This window comes from Burkholderia stagnalis, assembly GCF_902830275.1.
GTDB lineage: Bacteria > Pseudomonadota > Gammaproteobacteria > Burkholderiales > Burkholderiaceae > Burkholderia > Burkholderia stagnalis.
The window spans coordinates 15,310-40,624 of record NZ_CADESW010000014.1 but is presented as its reverse complement, the minus strand read 5'-3'; the positions used below and the strand labels follow the sequence as shown (position 1 = coordinate 40,624).

Annotated in this window: 37 protein-coding genes; 1 reads left to right on the top strand and 36 read right to left on the bottom strand. The window is 61.9% G+C overall.

Translation table 11 applies throughout. The annotated features are described in order from the left end of the window. The first annotated feature begins 208 nt into the window (after nucleotides 1-208). Nucleotides 209-1,207: a porphobilinogen synthase gene (gene hemB, locus HWY45_RS22990; RefSeq protein WP_059883744.1), complete on the top strand. Its 999-nt coding sequence runs from the start codon at nucleotides 209-211 to the stop codon at nucleotides 1,205-1,207. 90 nt (nucleotides 1,208-1,297) lie between these two features. On the opposite strand, the gene dsbD is transcribed toward hemB, so the two are convergent. The 36 genes from dsbD to recQ all read right to left on the bottom strand — a co-directional run bounded on the left by dsbD (nucleotide 1,298) and on the right by recQ (nucleotide 25,113). Beyond that, nucleotides 1,298-3,160, bottom strand: coding sequence for a protein-disulfide reductase DsbD (gene dsbD / locus HWY45_RS22985; protein ID WP_059883745.1), 1,863 nt, complete (start codon nucleotides 3,158-3,160; stop codon nucleotides 1,298-1,300). Then, nucleotides 3,153-3,479, bottom strand: coding sequence for a divalent-cation tolerance protein CutA (cutA, locus tag HWY45_RS22980; RefSeq protein WP_059558301.1), 327 nt, complete (start codon nucleotides 3,477-3,479; stop codon nucleotides 3,153-3,155). The genes dsbD and cutA overlap by 8 nt, the downstream gene beginning before the upstream one ends. Nucleotides 3,480-3,652: 173 nt before the next feature. Further along, entirely contained in the window at nucleotides 3,653-4,048 is a 396-nt protein-coding gene (rplQ, locus tag HWY45_RS22975; RefSeq protein WP_059558298.1) for a 50S ribosomal protein L17, read from the bottom strand. 137 nt (nucleotides 4,049-4,185) lie between these two features. After that, the gene (locus HWY45_RS22970; protein WP_006765411.1) at nucleotides 4,186-5,163 is read right to left on the bottom strand and encodes a DNA-directed RNA polymerase subunit alpha; all 978 of its coding nucleotides are present in this window, start codon (nucleotides 5,161-5,163) and stop codon (nucleotides 4,186-4,188) included. 124 nt (nucleotides 5,164-5,287) lie between these two features. Further along, nucleotides 5,288-5,911 (bottom strand): 30S ribosomal protein S4, encoded by a 624-nt coding sequence (rpsD, locus tag HWY45_RS22965; protein ID WP_012362893.1) that lies wholly within the window; start codon nucleotides 5,909-5,911, stop codon nucleotides 5,288-5,290. Nucleotides 5,912-6,051: 140 nt separating this feature from the next. After that, complete coding sequence (gene rpsK / locus HWY45_RS22960) at nucleotides 6,052-6,453, bottom strand: 30S ribosomal protein S11 (protein WP_010092939.1); 402 nt, start codon at nucleotides 6,451-6,453, stop codon at nucleotides 6,052-6,054. 28 nt (nucleotides 6,454-6,481) lie between these two features. Continuing rightward, entirely contained in the window at nucleotides 6,482-6,847 is a 366-nt protein-coding gene (rpsM, locus tag HWY45_RS22955; protein WP_006400641.1) for a 30S ribosomal protein S13, read from the bottom strand. Nucleotides 6,848-6,885: 38 nt separating this feature from the next. Then, nucleotides 6,886-7,002: a 50S ribosomal protein L36 gene (gene rpmJ / locus HWY45_RS22950; protein WP_004199844.1), complete on the bottom strand. Its 117-nt coding sequence runs from the start codon at nucleotides 7,000-7,002 to the stop codon at nucleotides 6,886-6,888. A 21-nt stretch (nucleotides 7,003-7,023) separates the two neighbouring features. Next, complete coding sequence (gene infA / locus HWY45_RS22945; protein WP_004521905.1) at nucleotides 7,024-7,242, bottom strand: translation initiation factor IF-1; 219 nt, start codon at nucleotides 7,240-7,242, stop codon at nucleotides 7,024-7,026. 9 nt (nucleotides 7,243-7,251) lie between these two features. Then, entirely contained in the window at nucleotides 7,252-8,601 is a 1,350-nt protein-coding gene (gene secY, locus HWY45_RS22940) for a preprotein translocase subunit SecY (protein WP_026045042.1), read from the bottom strand. 44 nt (nucleotides 8,602-8,645) lie between these two features. Then, nucleotides 8,646-9,080 carry a 50S ribosomal protein L15 gene (gene rplO, locus HWY45_RS22935; RefSeq protein ID WP_006482880.1) on the bottom strand — a complete coding sequence of 145 codons (435 nt, stop codon included), beginning with the start codon at nucleotides 9,078-9,080 and terminating at the stop codon, nucleotides 8,646-8,648. Between the two features lie 26 nt (nucleotides 9,081-9,106). Continuing rightward, nucleotides 9,107-9,289 (bottom strand): 50S ribosomal protein L30, encoded by a 183-nt coding sequence (gene rpmD, locus HWY45_RS22930; RefSeq protein WP_006400644.1) that lies wholly within the window; start codon nucleotides 9,287-9,289, stop codon nucleotides 9,107-9,109. A 15-nt stretch (nucleotides 9,290-9,304) separates the two neighbouring features. Continuing rightward, entirely contained in the window at nucleotides 9,305-9,823 is a 519-nt protein-coding gene (gene rpsE, locus HWY45_RS22925; protein ID WP_006482895.1) for a 30S ribosomal protein S5, read from the bottom strand. 14 nt (nucleotides 9,824-9,837) lie between these two features. Further along, nucleotides 9,838-10,203, bottom strand: a complete 366-nt coding sequence (gene rplR / locus HWY45_RS22920; RefSeq protein WP_006400645.1) for a 50S ribosomal protein L18 — start codon at nucleotides 10,201-10,203, stop codon at nucleotides 9,838-9,840. Between the two features lie 12 nt (nucleotides 10,204-10,215). Next, nucleotides 10,216-10,746, bottom strand: coding sequence for a 50S ribosomal protein L6 (gene rplF / locus HWY45_RS22915; protein WP_059558296.1), 531 nt, complete (start codon nucleotides 10,744-10,746; stop codon nucleotides 10,216-10,218). A gap of 18 nt (nucleotides 10,747-10,764) precedes the next feature. Further along, the gene (gene rpsH, locus HWY45_RS22910) at nucleotides 10,765-11,160 is read right to left on the bottom strand and encodes a 30S ribosomal protein S8 (RefSeq protein WP_012734366.1); all 396 of its coding nucleotides are present in this window, start codon (nucleotides 11,158-11,160) and stop codon (nucleotides 10,765-10,767) included. Between the two features lie 14 nt (nucleotides 11,161-11,174). Further along, nucleotides 11,175-11,480, bottom strand: coding sequence for a 30S ribosomal protein S14 (gene rpsN, locus HWY45_RS22905; protein WP_059558293.1), 306 nt, complete (start codon nucleotides 11,478-11,480; stop codon nucleotides 11,175-11,177). A 7-nt stretch (nucleotides 11,481-11,487) separates the two neighbouring features. Further along, nucleotides 11,488-12,027 carry a 50S ribosomal protein L5 gene (rplE, locus tag HWY45_RS22900; RefSeq protein ID WP_006482882.1) on the bottom strand — a complete coding sequence of 180 codons (540 nt, stop codon included), beginning with the start codon at nucleotides 12,025-12,027 and terminating at the stop codon, nucleotides 11,488-11,490. Nucleotides 12,028-12,043: 16 nt separating this feature from the next. After that, complete coding sequence (gene rplX / locus HWY45_RS22895; protein ID WP_059558291.1) at nucleotides 12,044-12,352, bottom strand: 50S ribosomal protein L24; 309 nt, start codon at nucleotides 12,350-12,352, stop codon at nucleotides 12,044-12,046. A 9-nt stretch (nucleotides 12,353-12,361) separates the two neighbouring features. After that, complete coding sequence (rplN, locus tag HWY45_RS22890) at nucleotides 12,362-12,730, bottom strand: 50S ribosomal protein L14 (protein ID WP_004197951.1); 369 nt, start codon at nucleotides 12,728-12,730, stop codon at nucleotides 12,362-12,364. A 310-nt stretch (nucleotides 12,731-13,040) separates the two neighbouring features. Continuing rightward, nucleotides 13,041-13,313 carry a 30S ribosomal protein S17 gene (gene rpsQ / locus HWY45_RS22885; RefSeq protein WP_059558289.1) on the bottom strand — a complete coding sequence of 91 codons (273 nt, stop codon included), beginning with the start codon at nucleotides 13,311-13,313 and terminating at the stop codon, nucleotides 13,041-13,043. Continuing rightward, complete coding sequence (gene rpmC, locus HWY45_RS22880) at nucleotides 13,310-13,504, bottom strand: 50S ribosomal protein L29 (RefSeq protein ID WP_006400652.1); 195 nt, start codon at nucleotides 13,502-13,504, stop codon at nucleotides 13,310-13,312. Before rpmC ends, rpsQ begins: the two co-directional genes overlap by 4 nt. 9 nt (nucleotides 13,505-13,513) lie before the next feature. Further along, on the bottom strand, nucleotides 13,514-13,930 hold the full coding sequence (rplP, locus tag HWY45_RS22875; RefSeq protein ID WP_006765417.1) for a 50S ribosomal protein L16: 417 nt from the start codon (nucleotides 13,928-13,930) through the stop codon (nucleotides 13,514-13,516). A 2-nt stretch (nucleotides 13,931-13,932) separates the two neighbouring features. Beyond that, the gene (gene rpsC, locus HWY45_RS22870) at nucleotides 13,933-14,733 is read right to left on the bottom strand and encodes a 30S ribosomal protein S3 (RefSeq protein ID WP_006400654.1); all 801 of its coding nucleotides are present in this window, start codon (nucleotides 14,731-14,733) and stop codon (nucleotides 13,933-13,935) included. 11 nt (nucleotides 14,734-14,744) lie between these two features. Continuing rightward, the gene (gene rplV / locus HWY45_RS22865) at nucleotides 14,745-15,074 is read right to left on the bottom strand and encodes a 50S ribosomal protein L22 (protein WP_004199272.1); all 330 of its coding nucleotides are present in this window, start codon (nucleotides 15,072-15,074) and stop codon (nucleotides 14,745-14,747) included. A gap of 12 nt (nucleotides 15,075-15,086) precedes the next feature. After that, nucleotides 15,087-15,362: a 30S ribosomal protein S19 gene (gene rpsS, locus HWY45_RS22860; RefSeq protein WP_004199273.1), complete on the bottom strand. Its 276-nt coding sequence runs from the start codon at nucleotides 15,360-15,362 to the stop codon at nucleotides 15,087-15,089. Between the two features lie 10 nt (nucleotides 15,363-15,372). After that, nucleotides 15,373-16,200, bottom strand: coding sequence for a 50S ribosomal protein L2 (gene rplB, locus HWY45_RS22855; protein WP_026045041.1), 828 nt, complete (start codon nucleotides 16,198-16,200; stop codon nucleotides 15,373-15,375). Nucleotides 16,201-16,202: 2 nt separating this feature from the next. Then, nucleotides 16,203-16,517 (bottom strand): 50S ribosomal protein L23, encoded by a 315-nt coding sequence (gene rplW / locus HWY45_RS22850; protein WP_004199275.1) that lies wholly within the window; start codon nucleotides 16,515-16,517, stop codon nucleotides 16,203-16,205. Next, nucleotides 16,514-17,134 (bottom strand): 50S ribosomal protein L4, encoded by a 621-nt coding sequence (rplD, locus tag HWY45_RS22845; RefSeq protein WP_059558287.1) that lies wholly within the window; start codon nucleotides 17,132-17,134, stop codon nucleotides 16,514-16,516. Before rplD ends, rplW begins: the two co-directional genes overlap by 4 nt. Next, nucleotides 17,134-17,784, bottom strand: a complete 651-nt coding sequence (rplC, locus tag HWY45_RS22840; RefSeq protein WP_059558439.1) for a 50S ribosomal protein L3 — start codon at nucleotides 17,782-17,784, stop codon at nucleotides 17,134-17,136. The genes rplD and rplC overlap by 1 nt, the downstream gene beginning before the upstream one ends. 177 nt (nucleotides 17,785-17,961) lie before the next feature. After that, nucleotides 17,962-18,273, bottom strand: coding sequence for a 30S ribosomal protein S10 (gene rpsJ / locus HWY45_RS22835; protein WP_004199280.1), 312 nt, complete (start codon nucleotides 18,271-18,273; stop codon nucleotides 17,962-17,964). Between the two features lie 282 nt (nucleotides 18,274-18,555). After that, entirely contained in the window at nucleotides 18,556-19,746 is a 1,191-nt protein-coding gene (tuf, locus tag HWY45_RS22830) for an elongation factor Tu (protein WP_011882996.1), read from the bottom strand. A 42-nt stretch (nucleotides 19,747-19,788) separates the two neighbouring features. Then, on the bottom strand, nucleotides 19,789-21,891 hold the full coding sequence (gene fusA / locus HWY45_RS22825; RefSeq protein ID WP_059883746.1) for an elongation factor G: 2,103 nt from the start codon (nucleotides 21,889-21,891) through the stop codon (nucleotides 19,789-19,791). A gap of 122 nt (nucleotides 21,892-22,013) precedes the next feature. Next, nucleotides 22,014-22,484 (bottom strand): 30S ribosomal protein S7, encoded by a 471-nt coding sequence (gene rpsG / locus HWY45_RS22820; RefSeq protein WP_004198359.1) that lies wholly within the window; start codon nucleotides 22,482-22,484, stop codon nucleotides 22,014-22,016. A 173-nt stretch (nucleotides 22,485-22,657) separates the two neighbouring features. Beyond that, nucleotides 22,658-23,038 (bottom strand): 30S ribosomal protein S12, encoded by a 381-nt coding sequence (rpsL, locus tag HWY45_RS22815; protein WP_006400662.1) that lies wholly within the window; start codon nucleotides 23,036-23,038, stop codon nucleotides 22,658-22,660. Between the two features lie 227 nt (nucleotides 23,039-23,265). After that, nucleotides 23,266-25,113: a DNA helicase RecQ gene (gene recQ / locus HWY45_RS22810; RefSeq protein WP_059558281.1), complete on the bottom strand. Its 1,848-nt coding sequence runs from the start codon at nucleotides 25,111-25,113 to the stop codon at nucleotides 23,266-23,268. Nucleotides 25,114-25,315: the final 202 nt, after the last annotated feature.

Here is a 25,315-nt window from a genome sequence, read left to right as displayed (position 1 = left end):
CCTGCGATTCGGCCGGCTCATAAAAAAACCCGCCGTTTAACGGCGGGTCAAACAGCCTAATCGAATAACGACAGGCACCCGCTCAGGGAGGAGAAGCGGGGAGCATCGCGCCAGGCGCGACACTCGATCGCTATCATATACCAACGCTCCAGAAAATAACCTAAGGGTTCCGTAAGGCCCTTACTGCCCTGATTTCTGCCAAATTGCCATGAGCTTCCATCCGCTTCATCGTCCGCGCCGGATGCGCCGCGACGATTTCTCCCGCCGCCTGATGCGCGAAAACCATCTGACCACCGACGACCTGATCTACCCGGTCTTCGTCGTCGACGGCACGAACGAGCGCCAGCCGGTGCCGTCGATGCCGGGCGTCGAGCGCGTGTCGGTCGACCTGCTGATGCACGTCGCCGAGCAGTGCGTCGAGCTGGGCGTGCCCGTGCTGTCGCTGTTCCCGGCCATCGACCCGTCGCTGAAGACGCCCGACGGCCGCGAGGCGGCCAACCCCGAAGGCCTGATCCCGCGCGCGGTGCGCGAGCTGAAGAAGCGCTTCCCCGAGCTCGGCGTGCTGACCGACGTCGCGCTGGATCCGTACACGAGCCATGGCCAGGACGGCGTGCTCGACGAAAACGGCTACGTGATCAACGACGACACCATCGAGATCCTGATCGAGCAGGCGCGTGCGCAGGCCGAGGCCGGCGTCGACATCGTCGCGCCGTCGGACATGATGGACGGCCGCATCGGCGCGATCCGCGAGATGCTCGAAAGCGACGGCCATATCCACACGCGCATCATGGCTTATTCGGCCAAGTTCGCGTCGGCGTTCTACGGCCCGTTCCGCGACGCGGTCGGCTCGGCGGCCAATCTGGGCAAGAGCAACAAGATGACCTACCAGATGGATCCGGCGAACAGCGACGAGGCGCTGCGCGAAGTGCGCCTCGACATCGACGAAGGCGCGGATATGGTGATGGTCAAGCCCGGCATGCCGTACCTCGATATCGTGCGCCGCGTGAAGGACGAGTTCCGCTTCCCGACCTACGTGTACCAGGTGAGCGGCGAATACGCGATGCTGAAGGCCGCCGCGATGAACGGCTGGCTCGATCACGACAAGGTCGTGCTCGAATCGCTGCTCGCGTTCAAGCGGGCCGGCGCCGACGGCGTGCTGACGTATTTCGCGCTCGATGCCGCGCGCCTGCTGAAAGCGCAGCGCTGATCCGCGCCCCCTGCGCGCAAAGCAAAACGGCGACGCACTTCGGTGCGTCGCCGTTTTTTCTTGCAGGCTGGTTGCGCGACCGGCGTGCGCTCAGACCGTCGGCACCGCCGCGCGATCGAGGCTGCGCAGGAACGTCTCGGCGGCCTGGTAACCGACCACGCGGACGATTTCGTTGCCGTTGCGGTCGAAGAAGATGATCCCGGGCGGGCCAAACAGGTTGAAGCGCTTGAGCAGCGCCTGGTCGGCCGGGTTGTTCGCGGTGACGTCCGCGCGCACCAGGTGCAGCTGCGCCAGCCTCGCCTGTACGCGCGCATCGGTAAAGGTCAGATGCTCCATCTCCTTGCAGCTCACGCACCAGTCGGCGTAGAAATCGAGCATCACGGGCCGGCTCGCCGTCTTCAGCAGCGTATCGAGCTCGGCATTTGACCCCACCGAGGCAAATACCGGGCCTTCCTGCGTGGCCGGCGCGCCGGCGGCGGCCGAACCCGCGACGGATGCGGTCGTGCGCGCGGCGAGCACCGCGAGCGGCTTGACCGGGTCGGTCGACCCCGCCGCGAGCCCAACCAGCAGCGTCGCCGCCCAGATCGCCAGCGCGGCGCCGAGCCCGCGCCCGAGGCGCCGCCAGATCGACGGTGCGCCCGCATGCGGCGAGAACAGGCCAAGCGCGGCAGCCGCGACGAGCAGCCACAACGCCGCCAGCATCATCCTGAACGCACCGCCGAGCACCGGCCAGACGATCCACAGCGCGGCCGCAAGCAGCACGATGCCGAAGAACACCTTCACGCCGTCCATCCACATGCCCGCGCGCGGCAGCAGCGCGCCCGCGCCGACGCCGACGACCAGCAGCGGCACGCCGAGCCCCAGCCCCATCGCGAACAACGCCGCGCCGCCGAGCAGCGCGTTGCCGGTATGCGCGATAAACGCGAGCACCGCGAACAGCGGCGCCGTCATGCAAGCGCCGACGACGAGCGCGGACAGTGCGCCCATCGCGGCAACGGCCGCGAAGTGGCCGCCCTTGCGGCCGCTCGACGCGCTGGCCGCGCCGTTTTGCCAGCGCTGCGGCAAGGCGATGTCGATGCCGGAAATCAACGATGCCGCGAACACCGTCAACAGCACGCCGAAGCTGCCCAGCACCCACGGGTTCTGCAGCCATGCCCCGAGACTCTGCCCGACCAGCGCCGCGGCGATGCCGAGCACGGTGTAGACGAGCGCCATGCCGAGCACGTAGGTCAGCGACAGCGCGAAACCGCGCGTGTGCGTCGCACGGGTGCCTTGGCCGATGATGATCGCCGACACGATCGGAATCATCGGATAGGAGCAGGGCAGCAGGCTCAGCACGACGCCCGCCACGAAATACAGCGCGACGATCGTGAGGAAGCCCTGGCCTTCGAGCAGGGATTGCGCGTAGTCGGCGCTGGTGACCTTGTCGAACCAGCTGCCGGCCGCCGCCTCGCCGCGGGACGGCGCCGCCGTCGAGGTCGCCGCACCCAGCGCGTCGCCGCTGACTTTCACGACATGCTCGGCGGGCGGATAGCAGATGCCTTCGTCCGCGCAGCCTTGCGATGTCACCACGAGCTCGAACGGCCCGGCCGCTTGCTTGACAGGCACGTGGATCACGACCTCGCCGCGGTAGGTCTCGAGGTTCTTCTGGAAGGTCTGGTCGAATTTCACATGGCCGGCCGGCAACTGCGGCTCGCCGAGCGTCGCCTGGCCGCTCTTGACCGCGAACGCGAACCGCTCGCGGTACAGGTAATAGCCGTCCGCGACCTTGAAGCGCACGTCGACCTGCCCCGGCGACTCGCTGGCGCTGAACTTGAACGCGACCGACGGATCGAGGAAATCGTCCGCCGCCCGGGCGAGCGACATGCCGCCGAGCGCGAACGCGAATGACAGCAGGAACGCGAGGAACCGCAGCACGGGGAAGCGCAAGCGAAGAGCCATACCGTTAAACATGAAATAGACGTTGAGTTTCGCCGGTCACCCACTGGCCGTATGCCGGCGACGCCGCGGCCTGCCAGGAGACGATTTCCGGCGTGTCGTACGGGTGATGCGACTGAATGAATCGCTCCAGCTCGAGCGCGCGCATCGGGCTCGTCTTGAACAGGAGCTGGATCTCGCGGGCCGTTTCGACCTTGCCTTGCCAGTGATAGCGCGACTTGATCGCACCGAGTTCCGACACGCAGGCGGCGAGCCGCGCGGCCAGCGCGCCGTCGGCGAGCGCGTCGGCGGTCGCCGCATCCGGCACCGTCGTCAGCATCAGCACCACGACCATACGCGTCCCCCCAGATTCGTTCACCGGCGTGTTGCCTCGTATCGTAGCGCACCCTGCGAGACGGTGCCGGCGAGCCGGACTGCGACAATCGATCGCATCCCGATGGCACCCCAAAAGCAAAAAGGGCCAAGCATTCGCTTAGCCCTTCTTGTTACTGCCACGTACGGGGAAGCTTATTCAGCTTCTTGCACGTTTTCCGTTTCCTCGACTTCCGGACGATCCAGCAGCTCGACCAGTGCCATCGGTGCGTTGTCGCCGACGCGGAAGCCGAACTTCAGGATGCGCAGGTAGCCGCCCGGACGATTCGCGAAACGCGGGCCGAGCACGTCGAACAGCTTCGTGACCGAGTCACGATCGCGCAGGCGGTTGAATGCCAGGCGACGGTTAGCGAGCGACGGCTTCTTGCCGAGCGTGATCAGCGGCTCGACGACCTTACGGAGTTCCTTCGCCTTCGGCAGCGTCGTCTTGATGACTTCGTGCTCGATCAGCGAGTTGGACATGTTACGGAGCATTGCCAGACGGTGGCTGCTCGTGCGGTTCAGTTTCCGCAGACCATGACGATGGCGCATTTCAGTTTCCTTGATTCAAAGTTTTGATCCAGCTCTTCTATCGCACCCGAAGGGGCGCACGGGCCGGTAACGAAAAAAGCAAGATGCGGATTTTAAAGGAAAATCCGCATCTTTGCCAACTTCAGCTACAACCGGGCTTACTTGTCGAGACCAGCCGGCGGCCAGTTCTCGAGCTTCATACCCAGCGTGAGACCGCGCGAAGCGAGCACTTCCTTGATCTCGTTGAGCGACTTGCGACCGAGGTTCGGCGTCTTCAGCAGCTCGTTTTCCGTGCGCTGGATCAGGTCGCCGATGTAGTAGATGTTCTCGGCCTTCAGGCAGTTCGCCGAACGGACCGTCAGCTCGAGATCGTCCACCGGACGCAGCAGGATCGGGTCGATCTGCGGCGCGCGCGACGGTGCCTCGGCAGCCGTTTCCGTGCCTTCCAGCGCCGCGAACACGGACAGCTGGTCGACCAGGATGCGTGCCGACTGGCGGATCGCTTCTTCCGGCGTGATCACGCCGCTCGTTTCGATGTTCATCACGAGCTTGTCGAGGTCGGTACGCTGCTCGACACGTGCGCTTTCGACTGCGTAGCTCACGCGGCGAACCGGCGAGAACGATGCGTCGAGCACGATGCGGCCGATGATCTTGGCCGTATCTTCGCCGTAGCGGCGAACGTTGCCCGGCACGTAGCCACGGCCCTTCTCGATCTTGATCTGAACGTCGAGCTTGCCGCCCTTCGACAGATGCGCGATCACGTGATTCGGGTTGATGACTTCGCAATCGTGCGCCAGCTCGATATCGCCGGCCGTGACGACGCCTTCGCCTTCCTTGCGCAGGGTCACCGTCACTTCGTCGCGGTTGTGCAGCTTGAACACCACGCCCTTCAGGTTCAGCAGCAGGTTGACGACGTCCTCTTGCACACCATCAAGCGTCGAATACTCGTGCACCACGCCCGCGATCGTCACTTCGGTCGGCGCGTAGCCCACCATCGACGACAGCAGCACGCGGCGGAGCGCATTGCCCAAGGTGTGGCCGTAGCCGCGCTCGAACGGCTCCATGACCACCTTCGCGTGGTTCTCGCCCAGCGATTCCACGGCGATGATCTTGGGTTTCAACAAACTGGTTTGCATAGGTTTTCCTTTTCAATACCCTCGGCTCGTTACACCGATAAGGCTGACCGGTAACACCCTGAAAATAAACAGCCGAGGCCCCTCCTTGCGGAACGCAATCGGGGTACCTCGGCTGTCAATCGGATTAACGCGAGTACAATTCGACGATCAGGCTTTCGTTGATGTCGCCGGCGATGTCGGCGCGCTCCGGCATTTGCTTGAACGTACCTTCGAACTTCTTCGCATCGACTGCAACCCAGCTCGGCATGCCGCCTTGCTCGGCCAGCGACAGCGCTTCGACGATACGCGCCTGCTTCTTCGCCTTTTCACGGATCGCGACCACGTCGCCAGCCTTCACTTGCTGCGACGGGACGTTTGCGACGACGCCGTTCACGGTGATCGACTTGTGGCTCACCAGCTGACGCGCTTCAGCGCGGGTCGAGCCGAAGCCCATGCGGTACACGACGTTGTCGAGGCGCGACTCGAGCAGTTGCAGCAGGTTTTCACCCGTGTTGCCCTTGCGGCGGTCGGCTTCAGCGAAGTAGCGGCGGAACTGACGCTCCAGCACGCCATAGATGCGCTTGACCTTCTGCTTCTCACGCAGCTGCGTGCCGTAGTCGGACGTACGGGCGCCCGAGGTACGGCCGTGCTGGCCCGGCTTGCTGTCGAGCTTGCACTTGTCTGCGAGCGAGCGACGCGCGCTCTTCAGGAAGAGGTCGGTGCCTTCACGGCGGGACAGCTTGGCCTTAGGGCCGATATAACGTGCCACTTTGCATTCCTTTATCAATCAGTCACGCGAACCGAAATCCGCGCTAGTTCGCGCCCTTTGGGGCGAACGGTGGGCTTAGTCAATCAAAAAAGCACAGCCCGTCGACGCTAAGCGGCGACAGGCATTGCGCCAACGCATCGTTAGATGCGGCGACGCTTCGGCGGACGGCAGCCGTTGTGCGGAACCGGAGTGACGTCCGAAATCGCGGTGATCTTGATGCCGAGGCCGTGCAGTGCGCGCACTGCCGACTCGCGACCCGGGCCCGGGCCCTTGATCCGCACTTCCAGATTCTTCACGCCGTATTCCATCGCCACGCGACCGGCCGACTCAGCAGCAACCTGAGCAGCGAACGGCGTCGACTTGCGCGAGCCCTTGAAGCCCTGGCCGCCCGACGTCGCCCACGCCAGGGCATTGCCTTGGCGATCGGTGATCGTGATGATCGTGTTGTTGAACGACGCGTGAACGTGAACCACGCCTTCAGCGACGTTCTTCTTGACCTTCTTGCGAACGCGTTGCGCCGCGGTGTTCGAAGCCTTAGCCATTACGTTTTCCTGTAACTGTCAGTTCCGCTTACTTCTTCAGCGCTTGCGCTGCACGACGCGGACCCTTGCGAGTACGTGCGTTCGTACGCGTACGCTGACCGCGCATCGGCAGACCCTTGCGATGACGAACGCCGCGGTAGCAGCCGAGATCCATCAGGCGCTTGATGTTCATCGTCACTTCACGGCGCAGATCGCCTTCGACGACAAACTTGCCCACTTCTTCACGCAGCTTTTCCAGGTCTGCGTCGGTCAGATCCTTGACCTTCTTCGAAAAATCGACGCCAGCTGCCACGCAGATGCTGCGCGAACGGGTGCGGCCGATACCAAAGATAGCCGTCAGGCCGATCTCGGTATGCTGGTGATTCGGGATGTTAACCCCTGCGATACGAGCCATTGTTTTTCCTCAAACAAAAAGCGCAAACAAACGCGCGGTCAGCCTTGGCGCTGCTTGTGGCGCGGATCCGAGCTGCAGATCACGCGAACGACGCCTTTGCGCTTGATGATCTTGCAATTGCGGCAAATGCGCTTAACCGATGCCATCACTTTCATGATATTACCCTTTTTTCCAAATCACTTCGCCCGGAACACGATCCGCGCACGCGACAGATCGTAAGGCGTCAATTCAACCGTCACCTTGTCGCCCGGGAGGATGCGGATGTAGTGCATCCGCATCTTTCCGGAGATATGCCCCAACACGACATGGCCGTTTTCCAGCTTCACGCGGAAGGTCGCATTCGGAAGGTTTTCGATCACCTCACCCTGCATCTGGATTACATCGTCCTTGGCCATAGGTCCTTTTTAACGCATTGGGATGTTGCCGCCCTTGAAGTTTGCCTTCTTGAGCAGCGACTCATACTGTTGCGACATAACGTACGACTGCACCTGCGCCATGAAGTCCATCGTGACGACGACAATGATCAGCAGCGACGTTCCACCAAAATAAAACGGCACATTCCAGCGCAGCACCAGGAATTCCGGCAGCAGACACACGAAGACGATGTAGATCGCACCGGCCAGCGTCAGACGCGTGAGGATGCGGTCGATATATCGTGCGGTCTGCTCACCCGGACGGATGCCCGGCACGAACGCGCCGCTCTTCTTCAGGTTGTCCGCCGTTTCCCTGCTGTTGAACACCAGCGCGGTGTAGAAGAAGCAGAAAAACACGATTGCCAGCGTGTACAGCAGCACGTAGACCGGCTGACCCGGCTTCAGCGCCTCCGCCACGTTATGCAGCGTGTTGGAGAACCAGCTCCCCGACGGCTGCCCCGTGCTGAACCAGCCGAGAATCGTTGCCGGGAACAGGATGATCGACGATGCAAAGATCGGCGGAATCACGCCCGACATGTTCAGCTTCAGCGGCAGGTGGGACGACTGCCCGCCGTAGATCTTGTTGCCGACCTGACGCTTTGCATAGTTCACGAGGATCTTGCGCTGACCGCGTTCGATGAACACGACCAGGTAAGTCACCGCGGCAATCAGAACGACGATGATGATCGCCGAAATGATGCTCATCGAACCCGTACGCACCAGCTCGAACAACCCACCGACGGCATTCGGGAACCCTGCTGCAATCCCGCCGAAGATGATGATCGAGATACCGTTGCCCAGACCGCGCTCGGTGATCTGCTCACCCAGCCACATCAGGAACATCGTGCCGGTCACCAGCGTCACGACCGTGGTCAGCCGGAACAGCATGCCGGGATCGGTGACGAGGCCCGGCTGGTTTTCCAGCGCAGCCGCGATACCGAACGCCTGGAAGGTCGCGAGCACCACGGTGAAATACCGCGTGTACTGCGTGATCTTCCGTTGCCCTGCCTGCCCTTCCTTCTTCAGCGCCTCGAGCTGCGGCGAGACGATCGCCAACAGCTGCATGATGATCGACGCCGAGATGTACGGCATGATCCCCAGCGCGAAGATCGTGAAGCGGGAAAGCGCGCCACCCGAGAACATGTTGAACATGCCAAGGATGCCGCCCGCCTGGCTCTGGAACAGCTTCGCCAGTTGATCCGGATCGATGCCCGGCACGGGGATGTGCGCGCCGATGCGATAGACGATCAGCGCCAGGAGCAAGAACATCGCTCGCCGGCGCAGATCGCCGAACTTCGCCGTGCTTCGACCGGGTTTTGCAAGACTCGGGCTGTTAGCCAAGTACCTTCTCCGATGCAAATGCTAGTGACGACGCGCTAGGCGTGTCACTCGGCAAACGAACCGCCAGCCGCTTCGATCGCTGCGCGCGCACCCTTGGTGGCGCCGAGACCCTTCACGACGATCTTGCGCTTCAGTTCGCCCGTCGCGATGATCTTCGCGCTCTTCGTCAGCTCGCCGACCAGGCCGGCTTGCTTCAGTGCGAGCAGATCGATTTCGTCGACCGGCAGCTTCTCGAGGTCGCCCAGGCGCACTTCACCGACGAATTCCTTCGTCAGCGACGTGAAGCCGCGCTTCGGCAGACGACGTTGCAGCGGCATCTGACCGCCTTCGAAACCGACTTTGTGGAAGCCGCCCGAACGCGATTTCTGACCCTTGTGACCACGGCCAGCCGTCTTGCCGAGGCCCGAACCGATGCCACGGCCGACGCGACGCTTGGCGTGCTTGGCGCCAGCTGCCGGCTTCAGGTTATTCAATTCCATATCAACTCCTTGATCCGTAGGGCCGCTTACGCGATGACCTTAACGAGGTACGAGACCTTGTTGATCATGCCGCGGACCGCCGGCGTGTCCTGCAGCTCGCTGACCGAGTTGAGTCGGCGCAGGCCCAGGCCACGCACGGTCGCGCGGTGCGATTCGCGGGTCCCGATCAGGCTCTTGACGAGCTGAACCTTGACAGTTTTTTCAGACATGGTGACCACCCGGGCTTAGCCCAAAATTTCTTCGACGGACTTGCCGCGCTTCGCCGCGATGTCTGCCGGGGTCGACTGCTTGCGCAGGCCGTCCAGCGTGGCGCGAACGAGGTTGTACGGGTTCGTCGAACCGTGGCTCTTCGCCACGACGTTCTGAACGCCCATCACGTCGAACACTGCGCGCATCGGGCCGCCGGCGATCACACCGGTACCTGCCTTCGCCGGAGCGAGGAGGACTGCCGATGCGCCGTGCTTGCCGTGCACTTCGTGTTGCAGCGTACCGTTCTTGAGCGGCACCTTGAACATGTTGCGGCGAGCTTGTTCCATTGCCTTCTGGACAGCGACCGGCACTTCCTTCGCCTTGCCCTTGCCCATACCGATGCGGCCATCACCATCGCCAACCACGGTCAGTGCGGCGAAGCCGAGAATACGGCCACCCTTCACGACCTTGGTCACGCGGTTGACCGAAATCATCTTTTCACGAAGGCCGTCGTCGCGCTCGTCAGCCTGAACTTTCGCTTGCATCTTTGCCATGACGAATTCCTTCCTTAGAACTTGAGCCCAGCTTCGCGAGCTGCCTCAGCCAGCGCCTTCACGCGGCCGTGGTAGCGGAAGCCCGAGCGGTCGAAGGCGACGGATTCGATGCCGGCGGCCTTGGCCTTCTCGGCAATACGCTTGCCGATCAGCGTCGCAGCAGCAACGTTGCCACCCTTGCCCGACTTGTCGGCGAGCTCAGCGCGCACTTCCGCCTCGAGCGTCGACGCGCTGGCGAGCACCTTGGTGCCGCAGGGCGAGAACACTTGAGCGTAGATGTGCGTATTCGTGCGATGCACGGCGAGACGCGCGACCTGCAGCTCAGCGATCTTGATACGCGTCTGGCGAGCGCGGCGCAGGCGAGATTGAGTCTTATCCATGATTGCGCACCCTTACTTCTTCTTCGTTTCTTTGAGGATCACAACCTCGTCGGAATAGCGCACGCCCTTGCCCTTGTAGGGCTCCGGCGGACGGTAACCGCGGACTTCCGCAGCCACTTGACCGACTTGTTGCTTGTTGATCCCCTTGATCACGATTTCGGTTTGCGTCGGGGTTTCGGCCTTGACGCCTTCCGGCATCTGGTGCACCACCGGGTGCGAGAAACCCAGCGACAGGTTCAGCTTGTCGCCTTGCGCTTGCGCACGATAACCGACGCCAACCAGCGTCAGCTTGCGCTCGAAACCCTTGGTCACGCCGTGCACGGCATTCGCGATGATCGCGCGCATCGTGCCCGACAGTGCATTTGCTTCGCGGCTTTCGTCCGCCGGCGACAGGTTCAGCGTGCCGTCGTTGTTCGCCACGTTCACGAGCGGATTGATCGCTTGCGTGATGGTGCCCAGCGGGCCCTTGACGGTGATCGCACCGTCGGCCAGCTTGACTTCCGCGCCTTGCAGCGCGATCGGGCTCTTACCTACTCGAGACATGTTTCTCTCTCCTCGGCGTTAAGCGACGTAGCAGATGACTTCGCCGCCGACGCCCGTAGCGCGCGCCTTGCGGTCGGTCATCACGCCCTTCGGCGTCGACACGATTGCCACGCCGAGGCCGTTCATGACCTGCGGAATGTCGTTACGGCCGCGGTACACGCGCAGGCCCGGCTTCGACACGCGCTCGAGGCGCTCGATGACCGGACGACCAGCGTAGTACTTCAGCGCGATGTTCAGCTCAGCCTTCGCGCCTTCGGTCTTCACCGCGAAATCGTCGATATAACCTTCGTCCTTCAGGACTTGTGCGATTGCAACCTTGACCTTCGACGAGGGCATCGCGACCGATACCTTCTCGACCATCTGCGCGTTGCGGATGCGAGTCAGCATATCGGCGATAGGATCACTCATGCTCATTTACGTTTCTCCTATTACCAGCTCGCCTTGGTCAGGCCAGGAATCTCGCCACGGAATGCGATTTCACGAATCTTGTTACGCGCGAGGCCGAATTTACGGAACGTGCCACGCGGACGGCCCGTGATCGCGCAGCGGTTGCGCTGGCGGGTCGGGTTTGCGTTGCGGGGCAGTTGCTGCAGCTCAAGGCGTGCTTCGTAGCGCTCTTCGTCCGACTTGCTTTGGTCTTCGATGATCGCCTTCAGCGCTTCGCGCTTTGCTGCGAACTTCGCGACCAGGCGGGCGCGCTTCTTTTCACGTTCGATCAGTGCCAGTTTAGCCACGGTAACCTCAGTTTCTGAACGGGAACTTGAAGCTGGCGAGCAGTGCCTTTGCTTCGTCGTCGGTCTTCGCGGTCGTCGTGATGCTGATGTTCAGCCCACGCAGCGCGTCGATCTTGTCGTAATCGATTTCGGGGAAAATGATCTGCTCTTTCACACCGATGTTGTAGTTGCCGCGGCCATCGAAAGCACGGCCCGACACACCGCGGAAGTCACGCACGCGGGGCAGGGCGACGGTCACGAAGCGGTCGAGGAATTCGTACATCGCGCGGCCGCGCAGCGTCACCATCGCGCCGATCGGGTAGCCCTGGCGGATCTTGAAGCCTGCGATTGCCTTGCGTGCCTTCGTCACGACCGGCTTCTGACCAGCGATCTTCGTGAGGTCGCCAACGGCGTTCTCGATGATCTTCTTGTCAGCGATCGCTTCGCCAAGACCCATGTTCAGCGTGATCTTGGTGATGCGCGGCACTTCCATGACCGACTTGTAACCGAACTTCTCGATCAGGCCGGGCACAACCTTTTCTTTGTAAAACTCTTGAAAACGAGCCATTTTTTACTCCGCTGCGTCAGGCGCTCAGTACGGCACCGGTCGTCTTCAGGAAGCGAACCTTCTTGCCTTCCTCGACCTTGATGCCAACACGCGACGCCTTGCCATTCGCGTCGACCAGTGCGACGTTCGAAATATGCAGGGGCATCGTCTTCGCTTCCACGCCACCCGTCGTACCCTTCATCGGGTTGGGCTTCACATGCTTCTTGACGAGGTTGATACCTTCAACCGTCACATGCTCGGCACCGACGGCCAGCACGACACCGCGCTTGCCCTTGTCCTTGCCGGTGATGACGATCACTTCGTCACCCTTGCGAATCTTGTTCATCGCGACTCCTTACAGCACTTCCGGCGCCAGCGAAACGATCTTCATGAATCGTTCGCTACGCAGCTCACGCGTGACCGGCCCGAAGATACGGGTGCCGATCGGCTCGAGCTTGTTATTCAAAAGCACAGCGGCGTTGCCGTCGAACTTGATCAGCGAGCCGTCTTGACGGCGAACGCCCTTGGCGGTGCGGACCACCACGGCGTTGTAGATTTCGCCTTTCTTCACACGCCCGCGCGGCGTTGCCTCTTTGACGCTCACCTTGATGATGTCGCCAATGCTGGCATAACGACGCTTCGAGCCGCCGAGCACCTTGATGCACATGACTTCACGTGCACCCGTGTTGTCGGCTACTTCAAGCCGAGATTCGGTCTGGATCATGGTTTGTCTTTCCCAACTTAATCCGGATGCACCACCATGATGCATTCGGTCAGTCTTGGTCCCGTCAGCCAATCGGCTGCTTGGGTTGGAACAGCAGCGACGGCAAACGAAACCCGCCATCGCAATTCGGTGAATCTTTCGGACAGGCTGGCGCCAGTCCGCTTCCCCCACCAACTTCGCCCGCGACGGGGCTCCCATAAAGAGGGAAGACCGGGATTATAACAAATAATCCCGGTCACGCAAGCAAAAACTTTGCGATTTCAAGCACTTCGTGAAGAAGTGCCTGTTACTGCCCTACTGCTCGCCTCGCTTAGATGACGCGAGCTGCTTCGACGAGGCGCGACACCGCCCAGGCCTTCGTCTTCGAAACAGGACGCGTTTCCTGGATTTCGACGAGATCGCCTTCGTTGTAGGTGTTCGCTTCATCGTGCGCGTGGTACTTCTTCGAGCGCACGACATACTTGCCGTAGATCGGGTGCTTGACGCGGTGCTCGACCAGCACGGTGACGGTCTTGTCCATCTTGTTGCTGACGACCCGACCGACCAGCGTCCGCTTCAGCGAGGTTTTCACGCTATCGTTCATTTCTGGTTCGCCTTCTGAGTCATGACGGTCCGCACACGTGCGATGTCGCGACGAACCTTCTTCAGCTGGCTCGTGTTCGTGAGCTGCTGGGTCGCGAGTTGCATGCGCAGGCCGAATTGCGCCTTCAGCAGGTCCGCCAGCTCTTTGTTGAGCGCGGCCTGGTCTTTCTGGAGAAGTTCGGAAGCCTTCATGTTTTCTCCTTAGGCGCCGAGCTGGCGCACGATGAATGCCGTCTTCAGCGGCAGCTTCGCAGCTGCCAGACGGAACGCTTCACGGGCCAGTTCTTCGGATACGCCATCCATTTCGTACAGCATCTTGCCCGGCTGAATCTCGGCGACGTAGTACTCCGGGTTACCCTTACCGTTACCCATACGTACTTCGGCCGGCTTCTGCGAAATCGGCTTGTCCGGGAAGATGCGAATCCAGATGCGGCCGCCACGCTTGATGTGACGCGTCATTGCACGACGCGCCGCTTCAATCTGACGTGCGGTCAAACGACCACGACCGATCGCCTTCAGGCCGAATTCACCGAACGACACCGCGTTGCCGCGCGTCGCCTTGCCGGTGTTACGACCCTTCTGCTCTTTGCGATACTTCCTGCGTTTCGGTTGCAGCATCGTTATTCTCCAGTCTTGCCGTCTTCCGGCTTGCCGGCGCCACGGCGCGGTGCGCCACGGCGAGCACCCGGAGCGCCGCCTTCGCCGTCACGGCGCGGACGACGATCGCCCGGACGCGCATTGCGACGCGGACGCTTGTCTTCGGCTACTTCTTCCACCACCGGCGCGTCGTTGCGGCCAAGGGTATCGCCCTTGTAAACCCACACCTTGACGCCGATGATCCCGTAGGTCGTCTTCGCTTCCGAAGTCGCGTAGTCGATGTCGGCACGCAGCGTATGCAGCGGCACGCGACCTTCGCGGTACCACTCCGTACGTGCGATTTCGATACCGTTCAGACGGCCCGCGCTCATGATCTTGATGCCCTGGGCACCCAGACGCATCGCGTTCTGCATCGCACGCTTCATCGCGCGACGGAACATGATCCGGCGCTCGAGCTGTTGCGTGATCGAGTCAGCGATCAGTTGCGCATCGGTTTCCGGCTTGCGGATCTCTTCGATGTTGACGTGAACCGGCACGCCCATGCGGCGTTGCAGTTCCGTCTTCAGCAGTTCGATATCCTCGCCCTTCTTGCCGATGACGACACCCGGACGCGAGCTGAAAATCGTGATGCGCGCGTTCTTTGCCGGACGCTCGATGACGACGCGGCCGACCGAAGCGTTCTTCAGCTTCTTCTTCAGGTATTCACGAACACCGATGTCTTCCTGCAACATCGCCGCGAAATTGTTGTTGTTCGCGTACCAGCGCGAAGCCCAATTGCGGCTGACAGCCAGGCGGAAGCCAGTCGGATGAATTTTCTGTCCCATCGTATGGCTCCTTAATTCCCGACCGTCACAGTGATGTGACAGGATTGCTTCTCGATGCGGTTACCGCGGCCCTTGGCGCGCGCGGTGAAACGCTTGAGCGACGCAGCCTTGTCGACGTAGATGCTCTTGATCTTGAGCTCATCGATATCGGCGCCTTCGTTGTGCTCCGCATTCGCGATTGCCGACAGCACAACCTTCTTCACGATGCCAGCCGCCTTCTTCGGCGAGAACGTCAGAACGTTCAGCGCCTTGTCGACCGGCAAACCGCGGATCTGGTCAGCCACAAGGCGCGTCTTCTGCGCCGAGATGCGGGCACCGCGATGAATTGCTTTCACTTCCATCTTGATAGCCCCTTATTTCTTGGCCTTCTTGTCGGCCGCGTGACCCTTGAACGTCCGGGTCAGTGCGAACTCGCCAAGCTTGTGGCCGACCATGTTTTCCGAGATGTACACCGGAACGTGTTGACGGCCGTTGTGAACGGCGATCGTCAGACCGATGAAATCCGGCAGAATCGTCGAGCGACGCGACCAGGTCTTGATCGGCTTTTTGTCGCGCGAAGCTGCAGCCGCCTCAACTTTCTTCAGCAAATGGGCGTCGCAGAACGGACCTTTTTTAACAGAACGTGCCATTGCCTACTCCTTAACGCTTGTGACGGCGCTGGACGATCATCGTCGTCGTGCGCTTGTTGCTGCGGGTGCGATAACCCTTAGCCGGCGTGCCCCACGGGCTCACCGGGTCGCGACCTGCAGCCGTCTTGCCCTCACCACCACCGTGCGGGTGGTCAACCGGGTTCATCGCAACGCCACGCACCGTCGGGCGGATACCGCGCCAGCGGTTCGCGCCAGCCTTGCCGATCTGGCGCAGGCTGTGCTCTTCGTTGCCGACTTCACCGATCGTTGCACGGCACTCGATGTGCACACGGCGGATTTCGCCCGAACGCAGACGAACCTGCGCGTAGACGCCTTCACGCGCCAGCAGCATGGCCGACGTGCCAGCCGAACGCGCCATTTGCGCGCCCTTGCCCGGCAGCATCTCGATGCAGTGGATCGTCGTACCGACCGGAATGTTGCGGATCGGCAGCGTGTTGCCTGCGCGGATCGGCGCTTCCGAACCCGACATCAGCTGCTGGCCGACGGTCAGGCCCTTCGGGGCGATGATGTAGCGGCGCTCGCCGTCTGCGTACAGCACCAGCGCGATGTTCGCGCTACGGTTCGGGTCGTACTCGAGACGCTCGACCTTTGCCGGGATGCCGTCCTTCGTGCGACGGAAATCGACGATACGGTAGTGCTGCTTGTGACCACCACCCTTGTGACGCGTGGTGATGTGGCCGTTGTTGTTACGGCCGGCGGTCGAGCTCTGCGTGTCGAGCAGCGCCGCGAACGGCTTGCCCTTGTGCAGGTTCTTGTTGACCACCTTGACCATCGCGCGGCGACCCGGCGAAGTCGGTTTAACTTTCACGATTGCCATGATTACTTGGCCTCCGCTTCAAAGTTGATTTCCTGGCCGGGCTTCAGGCACACGTATGCCTTCTTCACGTCCTTGCGGCGGCCCATCGAACGGCCGAAGCGCTTCTGCTTGCCCTTCTGAACCAGCACGTTGACGGAATCAACTTCAACCTTGAACAGCAGCTCGACAGCCGCCTTCACTTCCTGCTTCGTGGCATCCGGTGCGACTTCGAACACGACTTGCTCGTTCTTGTCGGCAACCAGCGTCGCCTTCTCGGAAATCACCGGTGCGAGCAGGACCTGCATCAAACGATGATCGTTCTTGCGAATCTCGCTCATGACAGCAACTCCTCGATCTGGGCGACCGCAGCCTTCGTGACCAGCACTTTCTTGAAGTAGATCAGCGACAGCGGGTCAGCGTAGCGCGGCTCGACAATTGCCACGTGTGGCAGGTTGCGCGAAGCCAGGTACAGGTTTTCGTCGACCGTGTCGGTGATGATCAACACGGAATCGAGACCCATGGCCTTGAATTTGTCGGCCAGCAGCTTGGTCTTCGGCGCTTCGAGAACGATGTCCTCGACGACCGACAGACGGCCTTCGCGGGCCAGCTGCGAGAAGATCGAGCAGAGGCCTGCGCGATGCATCTTCTTGTTGACCTTGTGCGAGAAGTTTTCTTCCGGCGAGTTCGGGAAGATACGACCACCGCCGCGCCACAGCGGGCTCGACGACATACCGGCACGAGCACGGCCCGTACCCTTCTGGCGCCACGGCTTCTTGGTCGTGTGCTTGACCTGCTCGCGGTCCTTCTGCGCGCGGTTACCCTGGCGAGCGTTCGCCTGGTAAGCAACGACGATCTGGTGGATCAGCGCTTCGTTGTAGTCACGACCGAACACGACGTCCGATGCGTTGACCACTGCACCTTCCTGACCATTTTCATTCAGGAGCTTGAGTTCCATTATTTCGCCCCCTTGGTCTTCACGGCCGGCGTCACGAAAACCTTGCCGCCCTTCGCACCCGGAATCGCGCCCTTGACCAGCAGCAGCTTGCGCTCTGCGTCGATACGAGCGATTTCGAGGTTCTGCACCGTCACCGTCACGTCACCCATGTGACCCGTCATGCGCTTGCCCGGGAACACGCGACCCGGATCCTGCGCCATACCGATCGAACCCGGCACGTTGTGCGAGCGCGAGTTACCGTGCGTGGCACGGCCGGAGGAGAAGTTGTAACGCTTGATCGTACCGGCGTAGCCCTTACCGATCGACACGCCTTGCACGTCGACCTTCTGGCCCACTTCGAAGAGATCAGCGCCGACCACGGCGCCATTCGACAGCTCGGCCGCCTTGGCCGCGTCGATGCGGAATTCCTTGAGGATTTCACCGGCTTCGACACCGGCTTTGGCAAGATGACCTGCCAGCGGCTTCGTCACGCGCGATGCACGACGGGAGCCGAATGCAACCTGCACGGCCGTGTAGCCGTCGGTTTCAACAGTCTTGATCTGCGTCACGCGGTTGTCCGACACGTCCACCACGGTGACGGGAATCGAATCCCCTTCAGCCGTGAAGATACGGGTCATACCAACCTTGCGACCTACGAGTCCAAGGCTCATCGTTTTCTCCATTCCCGACTGCGATTGGTCGGGGCTGATTTACAAAATGCCGGGCACGCAAGGCCCGACTTTTTTACGCGAATACGCGAAAAGCCAAGCATTATAGCCCGACCTTCCGTTTTCCGCAAGCAATCAAAGACTTAGCGCCACCCGGCACGCCGGAAGGCGCCGGAAGCCTTACTGCAGCTTGATTTCCACGTCGACGCCAGCCGGCAGGTCGAGCTTCATCAGCGCGTCGACCGTCTTGTCGGTCGGATCGACGATGTCCATCAGGCGCTGGTGGGTACGGATTTCGAGCTGGTCGCGCGACGTCTTGTTGACGTGCGGCGAGCGCAGGATGTCAAAACGCTGAATGCGCGTCGGCAGCGGCACCGGGCCACGGACGATTGCGCCAGTCCGCTTCGCCGTGTCGACGATTTCGGCAGCCGATTGGTCGATCAGACGATAGTCGAAAGCCTTCAGGCGAATGCGGATTTTCTGTTGCTGCATGACGATTCCTTGGAAAGAGCGAGGCGATGTTGCATCGCCGGACACTAAAAGAACGCGAGACACGAAGCCTGCGGGGAGCGAGGCGCCACATCCCGGACGGTACTTCCACTGCTAAGCCCGCGATTCTACACGATTCTTTGGATCGGTGGTGCGGGTTCGTCGAAATGCGACGGGCACGCCAAAAAACAAAACCGGGCGCCAGCCAAAGCTGGACGCCCGGTTCCGGACGGCATGACTACCGTGGAATCGCGGATCCTCTAGAGGACCCGCGGATCGTCGATATTACTCGATGATCTTGGCGACGACGCCGGCACCGACGGTGCGGCCGCCTTCGCGGATTGCGAAGCGCAGACCTTCTTCCATCGCGATCGGTGCAATCAGCTTCACCGTGATCGACACGTTGTCGCCCGGCATCACCATTTCCTTGTCCTTCGGCAGCTCGATCGAGCCCGTCACGTCCGTCGTACGGAAGTAGAACTGCGGACGGTAGTTGTTGAAGAACGGCGTGTGACGGCCGCCTTCGTCCTTGCTCAGCACGTACACTTCAGCCGTGAAGTGCGTGTGCGGCGTGATCGAACCCGGCTTCGCCAGAACCTGGCCGCGCTCCACGTCTTCACGCTTCGTGCCGCGCAGCAGGATACCAACGTTGTCGCCTGCCTGACCTTGGTCCAGCAGCTTGCGGAACATTTCCACGCCCGTGCAGGTCGTCTTCACCGTCGGCTTGATACCGACGATTTCGATTTCCTCGCCGACCTTCACGATGCCGCGCTCCACACGACCCGTCACCACCGTACCGCGGCCCGAGATCGAGAACACGTCTTCCACCGGCATCAGGAACGCGCCGTCAACCGCACGCTCCGGCGTCGGGATGTACGTGTCCAGTGCGTCTGCCAGGTTCATGATCGCCACTTCGCCCAGCTCGCCCGTGTCGCCTTCCAGCGCCAGCTTCGCCGAACCCTTCACGATCGGCGTGTCGTCGCCCGGGAAGTCGTACTTCGACAGGAGTTCGCGAACTTCCATCTCGACCAGCTCGAGCAGTTCAGCGTCGTCCACCATGTCGCACTTGTTCAGGAACACGATGATGTACGGAACGCCAACCTGACGCGCCAGCAGGATGTGCTCACGCGTTTGCGGCATCGGGCCGTCTGCTGCCGAGCACACCAGGATCGCGCCGTCCATCTGCGCCGCGCCCGTGATCATGTTCTTCACATAGTCAGCGTGGCCCGGGCAGTCGACGTGTGCGTAGTGGCGGTTAGCCGTTTCGTACTCGACGTGCGCGGTGTTGATCGTGATGCCGCGTGCCTTTTCTTCCGGCGCTGCGTCGATCTGGTCGTATGCCTTCGCTTCGCCGCCGAACTTCTTCGTCAGCACGGTCGTGATCGCTGCCGTCAGCGTCGTCTTGCCGTGGTCAACGTGACCAATCGTACCAACGTTCACGTGCGGCTTGGTCCGCTCAAACTTCTCTTTTGCCATGATTCTCTTCTTTCAAAAAATAATCGGTTGGTAGATGCAGCTTTACTTCGACTTTGCGCTGATGATCGCTTCGGCAACGTTGCGCGGAGCTTCAGCGTAGTGCTTGAACTCCATCGTGTACGTTGCACGACCTTGCGTCAGCGAGCGCAGCGACGTCGAGTAGCCGAACATTTCCGACAGCGGAACTTCAGCGCGGACGATCTTGCCGCCGCCGACCATGTCTTCCATGCCCTGGACGATACCGCGACGGCCCGACAGGTCGCCCATCACGTTGCCCATGTAGTCTTCCGGCGTTTCGACTTCGACTGCCATCATCGGCTCGAGCACGACCGGGTTCGCCTTGCGCATCGCTTCCTTGAACGCCATCGAACCGGCCATGCGGAACGCGTTTTCGTTCGAGTCAACGTCGTGGTACGAACCGAACGTCAGGTGGACCTTCACGTCGACGACCGGGAAGCCGGCCAGCACGCCCGACTTCAGCGTGTCCTGGATACCCTTGTCGACCGCCGGGATGTATTCACGCGGAATCACACCACCCTTGATCTCGTCGAAGAACTCGTAGCCCTTGCCCTGTTCGTTCGGCTCGAGCGTGATGACCGCGTGACCGTACTGGCCGCGACCGCCCGACTGCTTGACGAACTTGCCGTCGACGTCCTTCGCCGTCGAACGGATCGTTTCGCGGTATGCAACCTGCGGCTTGCCGACCGTTGCTTCCACGCCGAATTCACGCTTCATCCGGTCGACCAGAATTTCGAGGTGGAGCTCGCCCATGCCCGAAATGATGGTCTGGCCCGACTCTTCGTCGGTCTGCACGCGGAACGACGGATCTTCCTGCGCCAGGCGGTTCAGCGCGAGGCCCATCTTTTCCTGGTCAGCCTTGGTCTTCGGCTCGACGGCCTGCGAAATCACCGGCTCCGGGAACACCATGCGCTCGAGCACGATCGGGTGTGCCGGATCGCACAGCGTGTCGCCCGTGGTCGCTTCCTTCAGGCCAACTGCAGCAGCGATGTCGCCTGCGCGGACTTCCTTGATTTCTTCACGCTGGTTCGCGTGCATCTGCAGAATACGGCCGAGGCGTTCCTTCTTGCCCTTGGTCGAGTTCAGCAGCGTGTCGCCCGAGTTGACGACGCCCGAGTACACACGGAAGAAGATCAGCTGGCCGACGAACGGGTCGGTCATGATCTTGAACGCGAGCGACGAGAACTTCTCGTCGTCCGACGCCTTGCGCTCGGCTTCTGCGCCATCTTCGAGCTCGCCCTTGACCGGCGGGATGTCGACCGGCGACGGCAGGAAGTCGATCACGGCGTCGAGCATGCGCTGCACGCCCTTGTTCTTGAACGCGGTACCGCACAGCATCGGCTGGATTTCGCACGCGATCGTACGGTCGCGCAGCGCCTTGACGATGTCGGCTTCCGGCAGATCGCCTTCTTCCAGGTACTTGTTCATCAGGTCTTCGCTGGCTTCAGCAGCCACTTCGACCATCTTCTCGCGCCATTCCTTGCAGGTCTCTGCGAGCTCGGCCGGAATGTCGACGTAGTCGAACTTCGTGCCTTGCGACGCTTCGTCCCAAATGATCGCCTTCATCTTGATCAGGTCGACGACGCCCTTGAAGTTTTCTTCCGCGCCGATCGGCACCACGACCGGAACCGGGTTCGCCTTCAGGCGCAGACGGAGCTGGTCGTAGACCTTGAAGAAGTTCGCGCCGGTACGGTCCATCTTGTTGACGAACGCGAGACGCGGCACCTTGTACTTGTTAGCCTGGCGCCACACCGTTTCCGACTGTGGCTGCACGCCGCCCACTGCGCAGTAGACCATGCACGCGCCGTCGAGCACGCGCATCGAGCGCTCCACTTCGATCGTGAAGTCGACGTGGCCCGGGGTGTCGATGATGTTGATGCGGTGTTCCGGATAGTTGCCGCCCATGCCCTTCCAGAAGGCCGTGGTAGCAGCGGAGGTGATCGTGATGCCACGCTCCTGTTCCTGCTCCATCCAGTCCATCGTGGCTGCGCCGTCGTGGACTTCACCGATCTTGTGGTTCACACCGGTGTAAAACAGAATGCGCTCGGTCGTCGTCGTCTTGCCGGCGTCGATGTGAGCGCTAATACCGATATTGCGGTAGCGCTCGATAGGAGTCTTGCGAGCCACTTTGATCCTCTACTGGGTTGGCGCGATGCGACCCTGTCGCATCGCGCCTCAACACAAACGGGCGAGGCGCTCGAAAAGCGCACCCGCCCGGAATTTTTTCCGCTAAAAGCCCAGCCTGGCGCTTAGAAACGGAAATGCGAGAACGCGCGGTTGGCTTCCGCCATGCGGTGAACCTCATCGCGCTTCTTCATCGCGCCGCCGCGGCCTTCAGCCGCTTCGGACAGTTCGCCAGCAAGACGCAGAGCCATCGACTTCTCGCTACGCTTCTTCGCAGCCTCGCGCAACCAGCGCATCGCCAATGCCATACGACGCGACGGACGCACTTCGACCGGAACCTGATAGTTGGCACCACCAACGCGACGGCTCTTCACTTCGACCACCGGCTTCACGTTGTTGAGCGCAACCGTGAACACTTCCAGCGGGTCCTTGCCACCCTTGGTCTGGATCTGTTCGAATGCGCCATAAACGATGCGTTCAGCGACCGACTTCTTGCCGGACAGCATCAGCATGTTCATGAACTTGGCTACATCTACGTTGCCGTACTTCGGATCCGGCAACACTTCCCGCTTGGGAACTTCGCGACGACGCGGCATGTTTCTTCCTTTACCTGTTCAGTTGGAGCTGTTTCTCAGCCCCGCGGCCACCAACTAACCCGATCACATCTTCACGACTAACCAGCTTGGCCGGGTGACCACTTACTCGACAGCACCGGCAATCCGGCACCACCGCCTTGACCGCCCTGGGGCGATCCCAAATCAAAAACTGCTTACTTCGCAGCCTTTGCACGCTTCGCGCCGTACTTCGAGCGCGCTTGCTTACGGTCCTTGACGCCCTGGGTATCCAGCGAGCCGCGAACCATGTGGTAACGCACACCCGGCAAGTCCTTCACACGGCCGCCGCGGATCAGCACAACCGAGTGTTCCTGCAGGTTGTGGCCTTCACCGCCGATGTACGAAATCACTTCGAAGCCGTTCGTCAGACGAACCTTGGCAACCTTACGGAGTGCCGAGTTCGGCTTCTTCGGCGTCGTCGTGTACACACGGGTGCACACGCCGCGACGCTGGGGGCAGTCCTGCAGGGCCGGGCTCTTGCTCTTCGTCGTTTCCGACTGACGGCCTTTGCGAACCAGTTGGTTGATGGTTGGCATTGTTTATTCCTGAAATTGAACAAAATCCGCACATCGATTTCGGGCAAAGCGAGAATCGAGGTGCGATTGACCTCCGGATCCGGAAAACAGGCACGAACTTTCGCACGCAACCCGTCCAGCCAAGAACCGGAACCTAGCATCATATTCCGGAAATACCAAGCAAGTCAACGGGTTGCGTGCGTTTGCCGCCCGACGGCCGAGACCGGCGCCCGGCCGGAGGCTGGCCGTCAGGCCGATTCGACGACGTCGATCAGCTCGTCGCCGAAGCGTTCGAGCTTGCGGATGCCCATCCCGGGGATATGGCGCAGATCGTCGATCGTCTCCGGCGCATTGCGTGCGATTTCGGCGAGGGTCGCATCGTGAAAGATCACGTACGCCGGCACGCCGTCGGACTTGGCCGTCTCCGCGCGCCACGCGCGCAGCGCGTCCCAGCGGGCGCGCTCGCGCGCGCTCATGCCGGCCGTCGGGTCGACGCGCGTGCCGCCGCGGCTCGACGACTGGCGCGAACGCTGCGGCTTCACGTAGCGTCGCAGCGTGACCTTTTCCTCGCCCTTCAGCACCGGCTTCGCGGCCTCGGTCAGCACGAGCGCGCCGAAGCCGCCGTGGTCGACGGCCAGATAGCCGTACGCGACGAGCTGCCGGAAGATCGCCCGCCATTCCGGCTCGGACAGCGACGCGCCGATGCCGAACGTGCTGAGCGCATCATGGCCGCGTTGCAGGACCTTCTCGTTGCGGCTGCCGCGCAGGATCTCGATCAGATGGCTCGCGCCGAAGTTGAAGCCGCTCGCGCGCTGCGCGCGGAACGCGCATGACAGCGCCATCTGCGCCTCCCGCGTTGCATCCCATGAATCGGGCGGCTCGAGGCAGGTGTCGCAATTGCCGCACGGCTGGCTGGCCTCGCCGAAGTAATTCAGCAGACGTACGCGGCGGCAGGAAATCGTCTCGCACAGCCCGAGCAGCGCGTCGAGCTTGCCCGTCTGCACGCGCTTGTGCGCATCGTCGGCATCGGACTCGTCGATCATCTTGCGCTGCTGGACGACGTCGCCGAGGCCGTACGCCATCCACGCATTCGCGGGCAGGCCGTCGCGGCCCGCGCGGCCCGTTTCCTGGTAGTAGCCCTCGACGCTCTTCGGCAGGTCGAGGTGCGCAACGAAGCGCACGTCCGGCTTGTCGATCCCCATGCCGAACGCGATCGTCGCGCACATCACGATGCCCTCTTCGCGCTGGAACATCTCCTGGTGCTTCTGGCGCACCTCGAATTCCATCCCCGCGTGATACGGCAGCGCGCGCACGCCCTGCGCCTTCAGCCATTCGGCCGTTTCCTCGACCTTGCGGCGCGACAGGCAATACACGACGCCCGCATCGGTCGTGCCGTCGGCATTCGTGTGCTCGGCACGGATGAAGTCGAGCAGCTGCGCGCGCGCGTTGTCCTTCTCAACGATCCGGTAGCGGATGTTCGGCCGGTCGAAGCTCGACACGAACACGCGCGCGTCGTCGAGCGCAAGGCGGTGGACGATCTCGTCGCGCGTGATCGCGTCGGCAGTCGCCGTCAGCGCGATGCGCGGCACCGACGGAAACCGCTCGTGCAGCACCGACAGCTGGATGTATTCGGGACGGAAATCATGGCCCCATTGCGACACGCAATGCGCCTCGTCGATCGCGAACAGGCCGATCTTCGTGCGCTCGAGCAGGTCGAGGAAGCGCCCGGTCATCAGCCGCTCGGGCGCGACGTACAGCAGGTCGATTTCGCCTTCGCGCAGCGCGCGCTCGGTGGCCGCGGCCTCCGCGCCGGACAGCGTCGAGTTCAGGTAGGCCGCGCGCACGCCGACTTCGGAGAGCGCCGCGACCTGGTCCTGCATCAGCGCGATCAGCGGCGAGACGACGATGCCCGCGCCATGCCCGGTTTCGCGCCGCAACAGCGCGGGGATCTGGTAGCACAGCGACTTGCCGCCGCCGGTCGGCATCAGCACGAGGCAATCGCCGCCGCCGGCGACGTGCTCGACGATCTCGCCTTGCTGGCCGCGGAACGCGGAATAACCGAAGACTTCGTCGAGGATTTCGAGGGCGCGGGACATGAATGAGATGGAAGACGGCAAACTGCGATGACCGGGATTCTAACAACCCGTGCGCGCCTGAAGCGGCGAATCGCACAACATTGGCCATCGGGACAGTGCGCGTTGGTGCCGGCGACCGGCGCCGGCCGGGCGAAAAAAAACCGCCCAGTCGAAACTGGGCGGTTTCAGCGACAGCGTAGCGAGGCGGCTCGCGCCGCCAGCA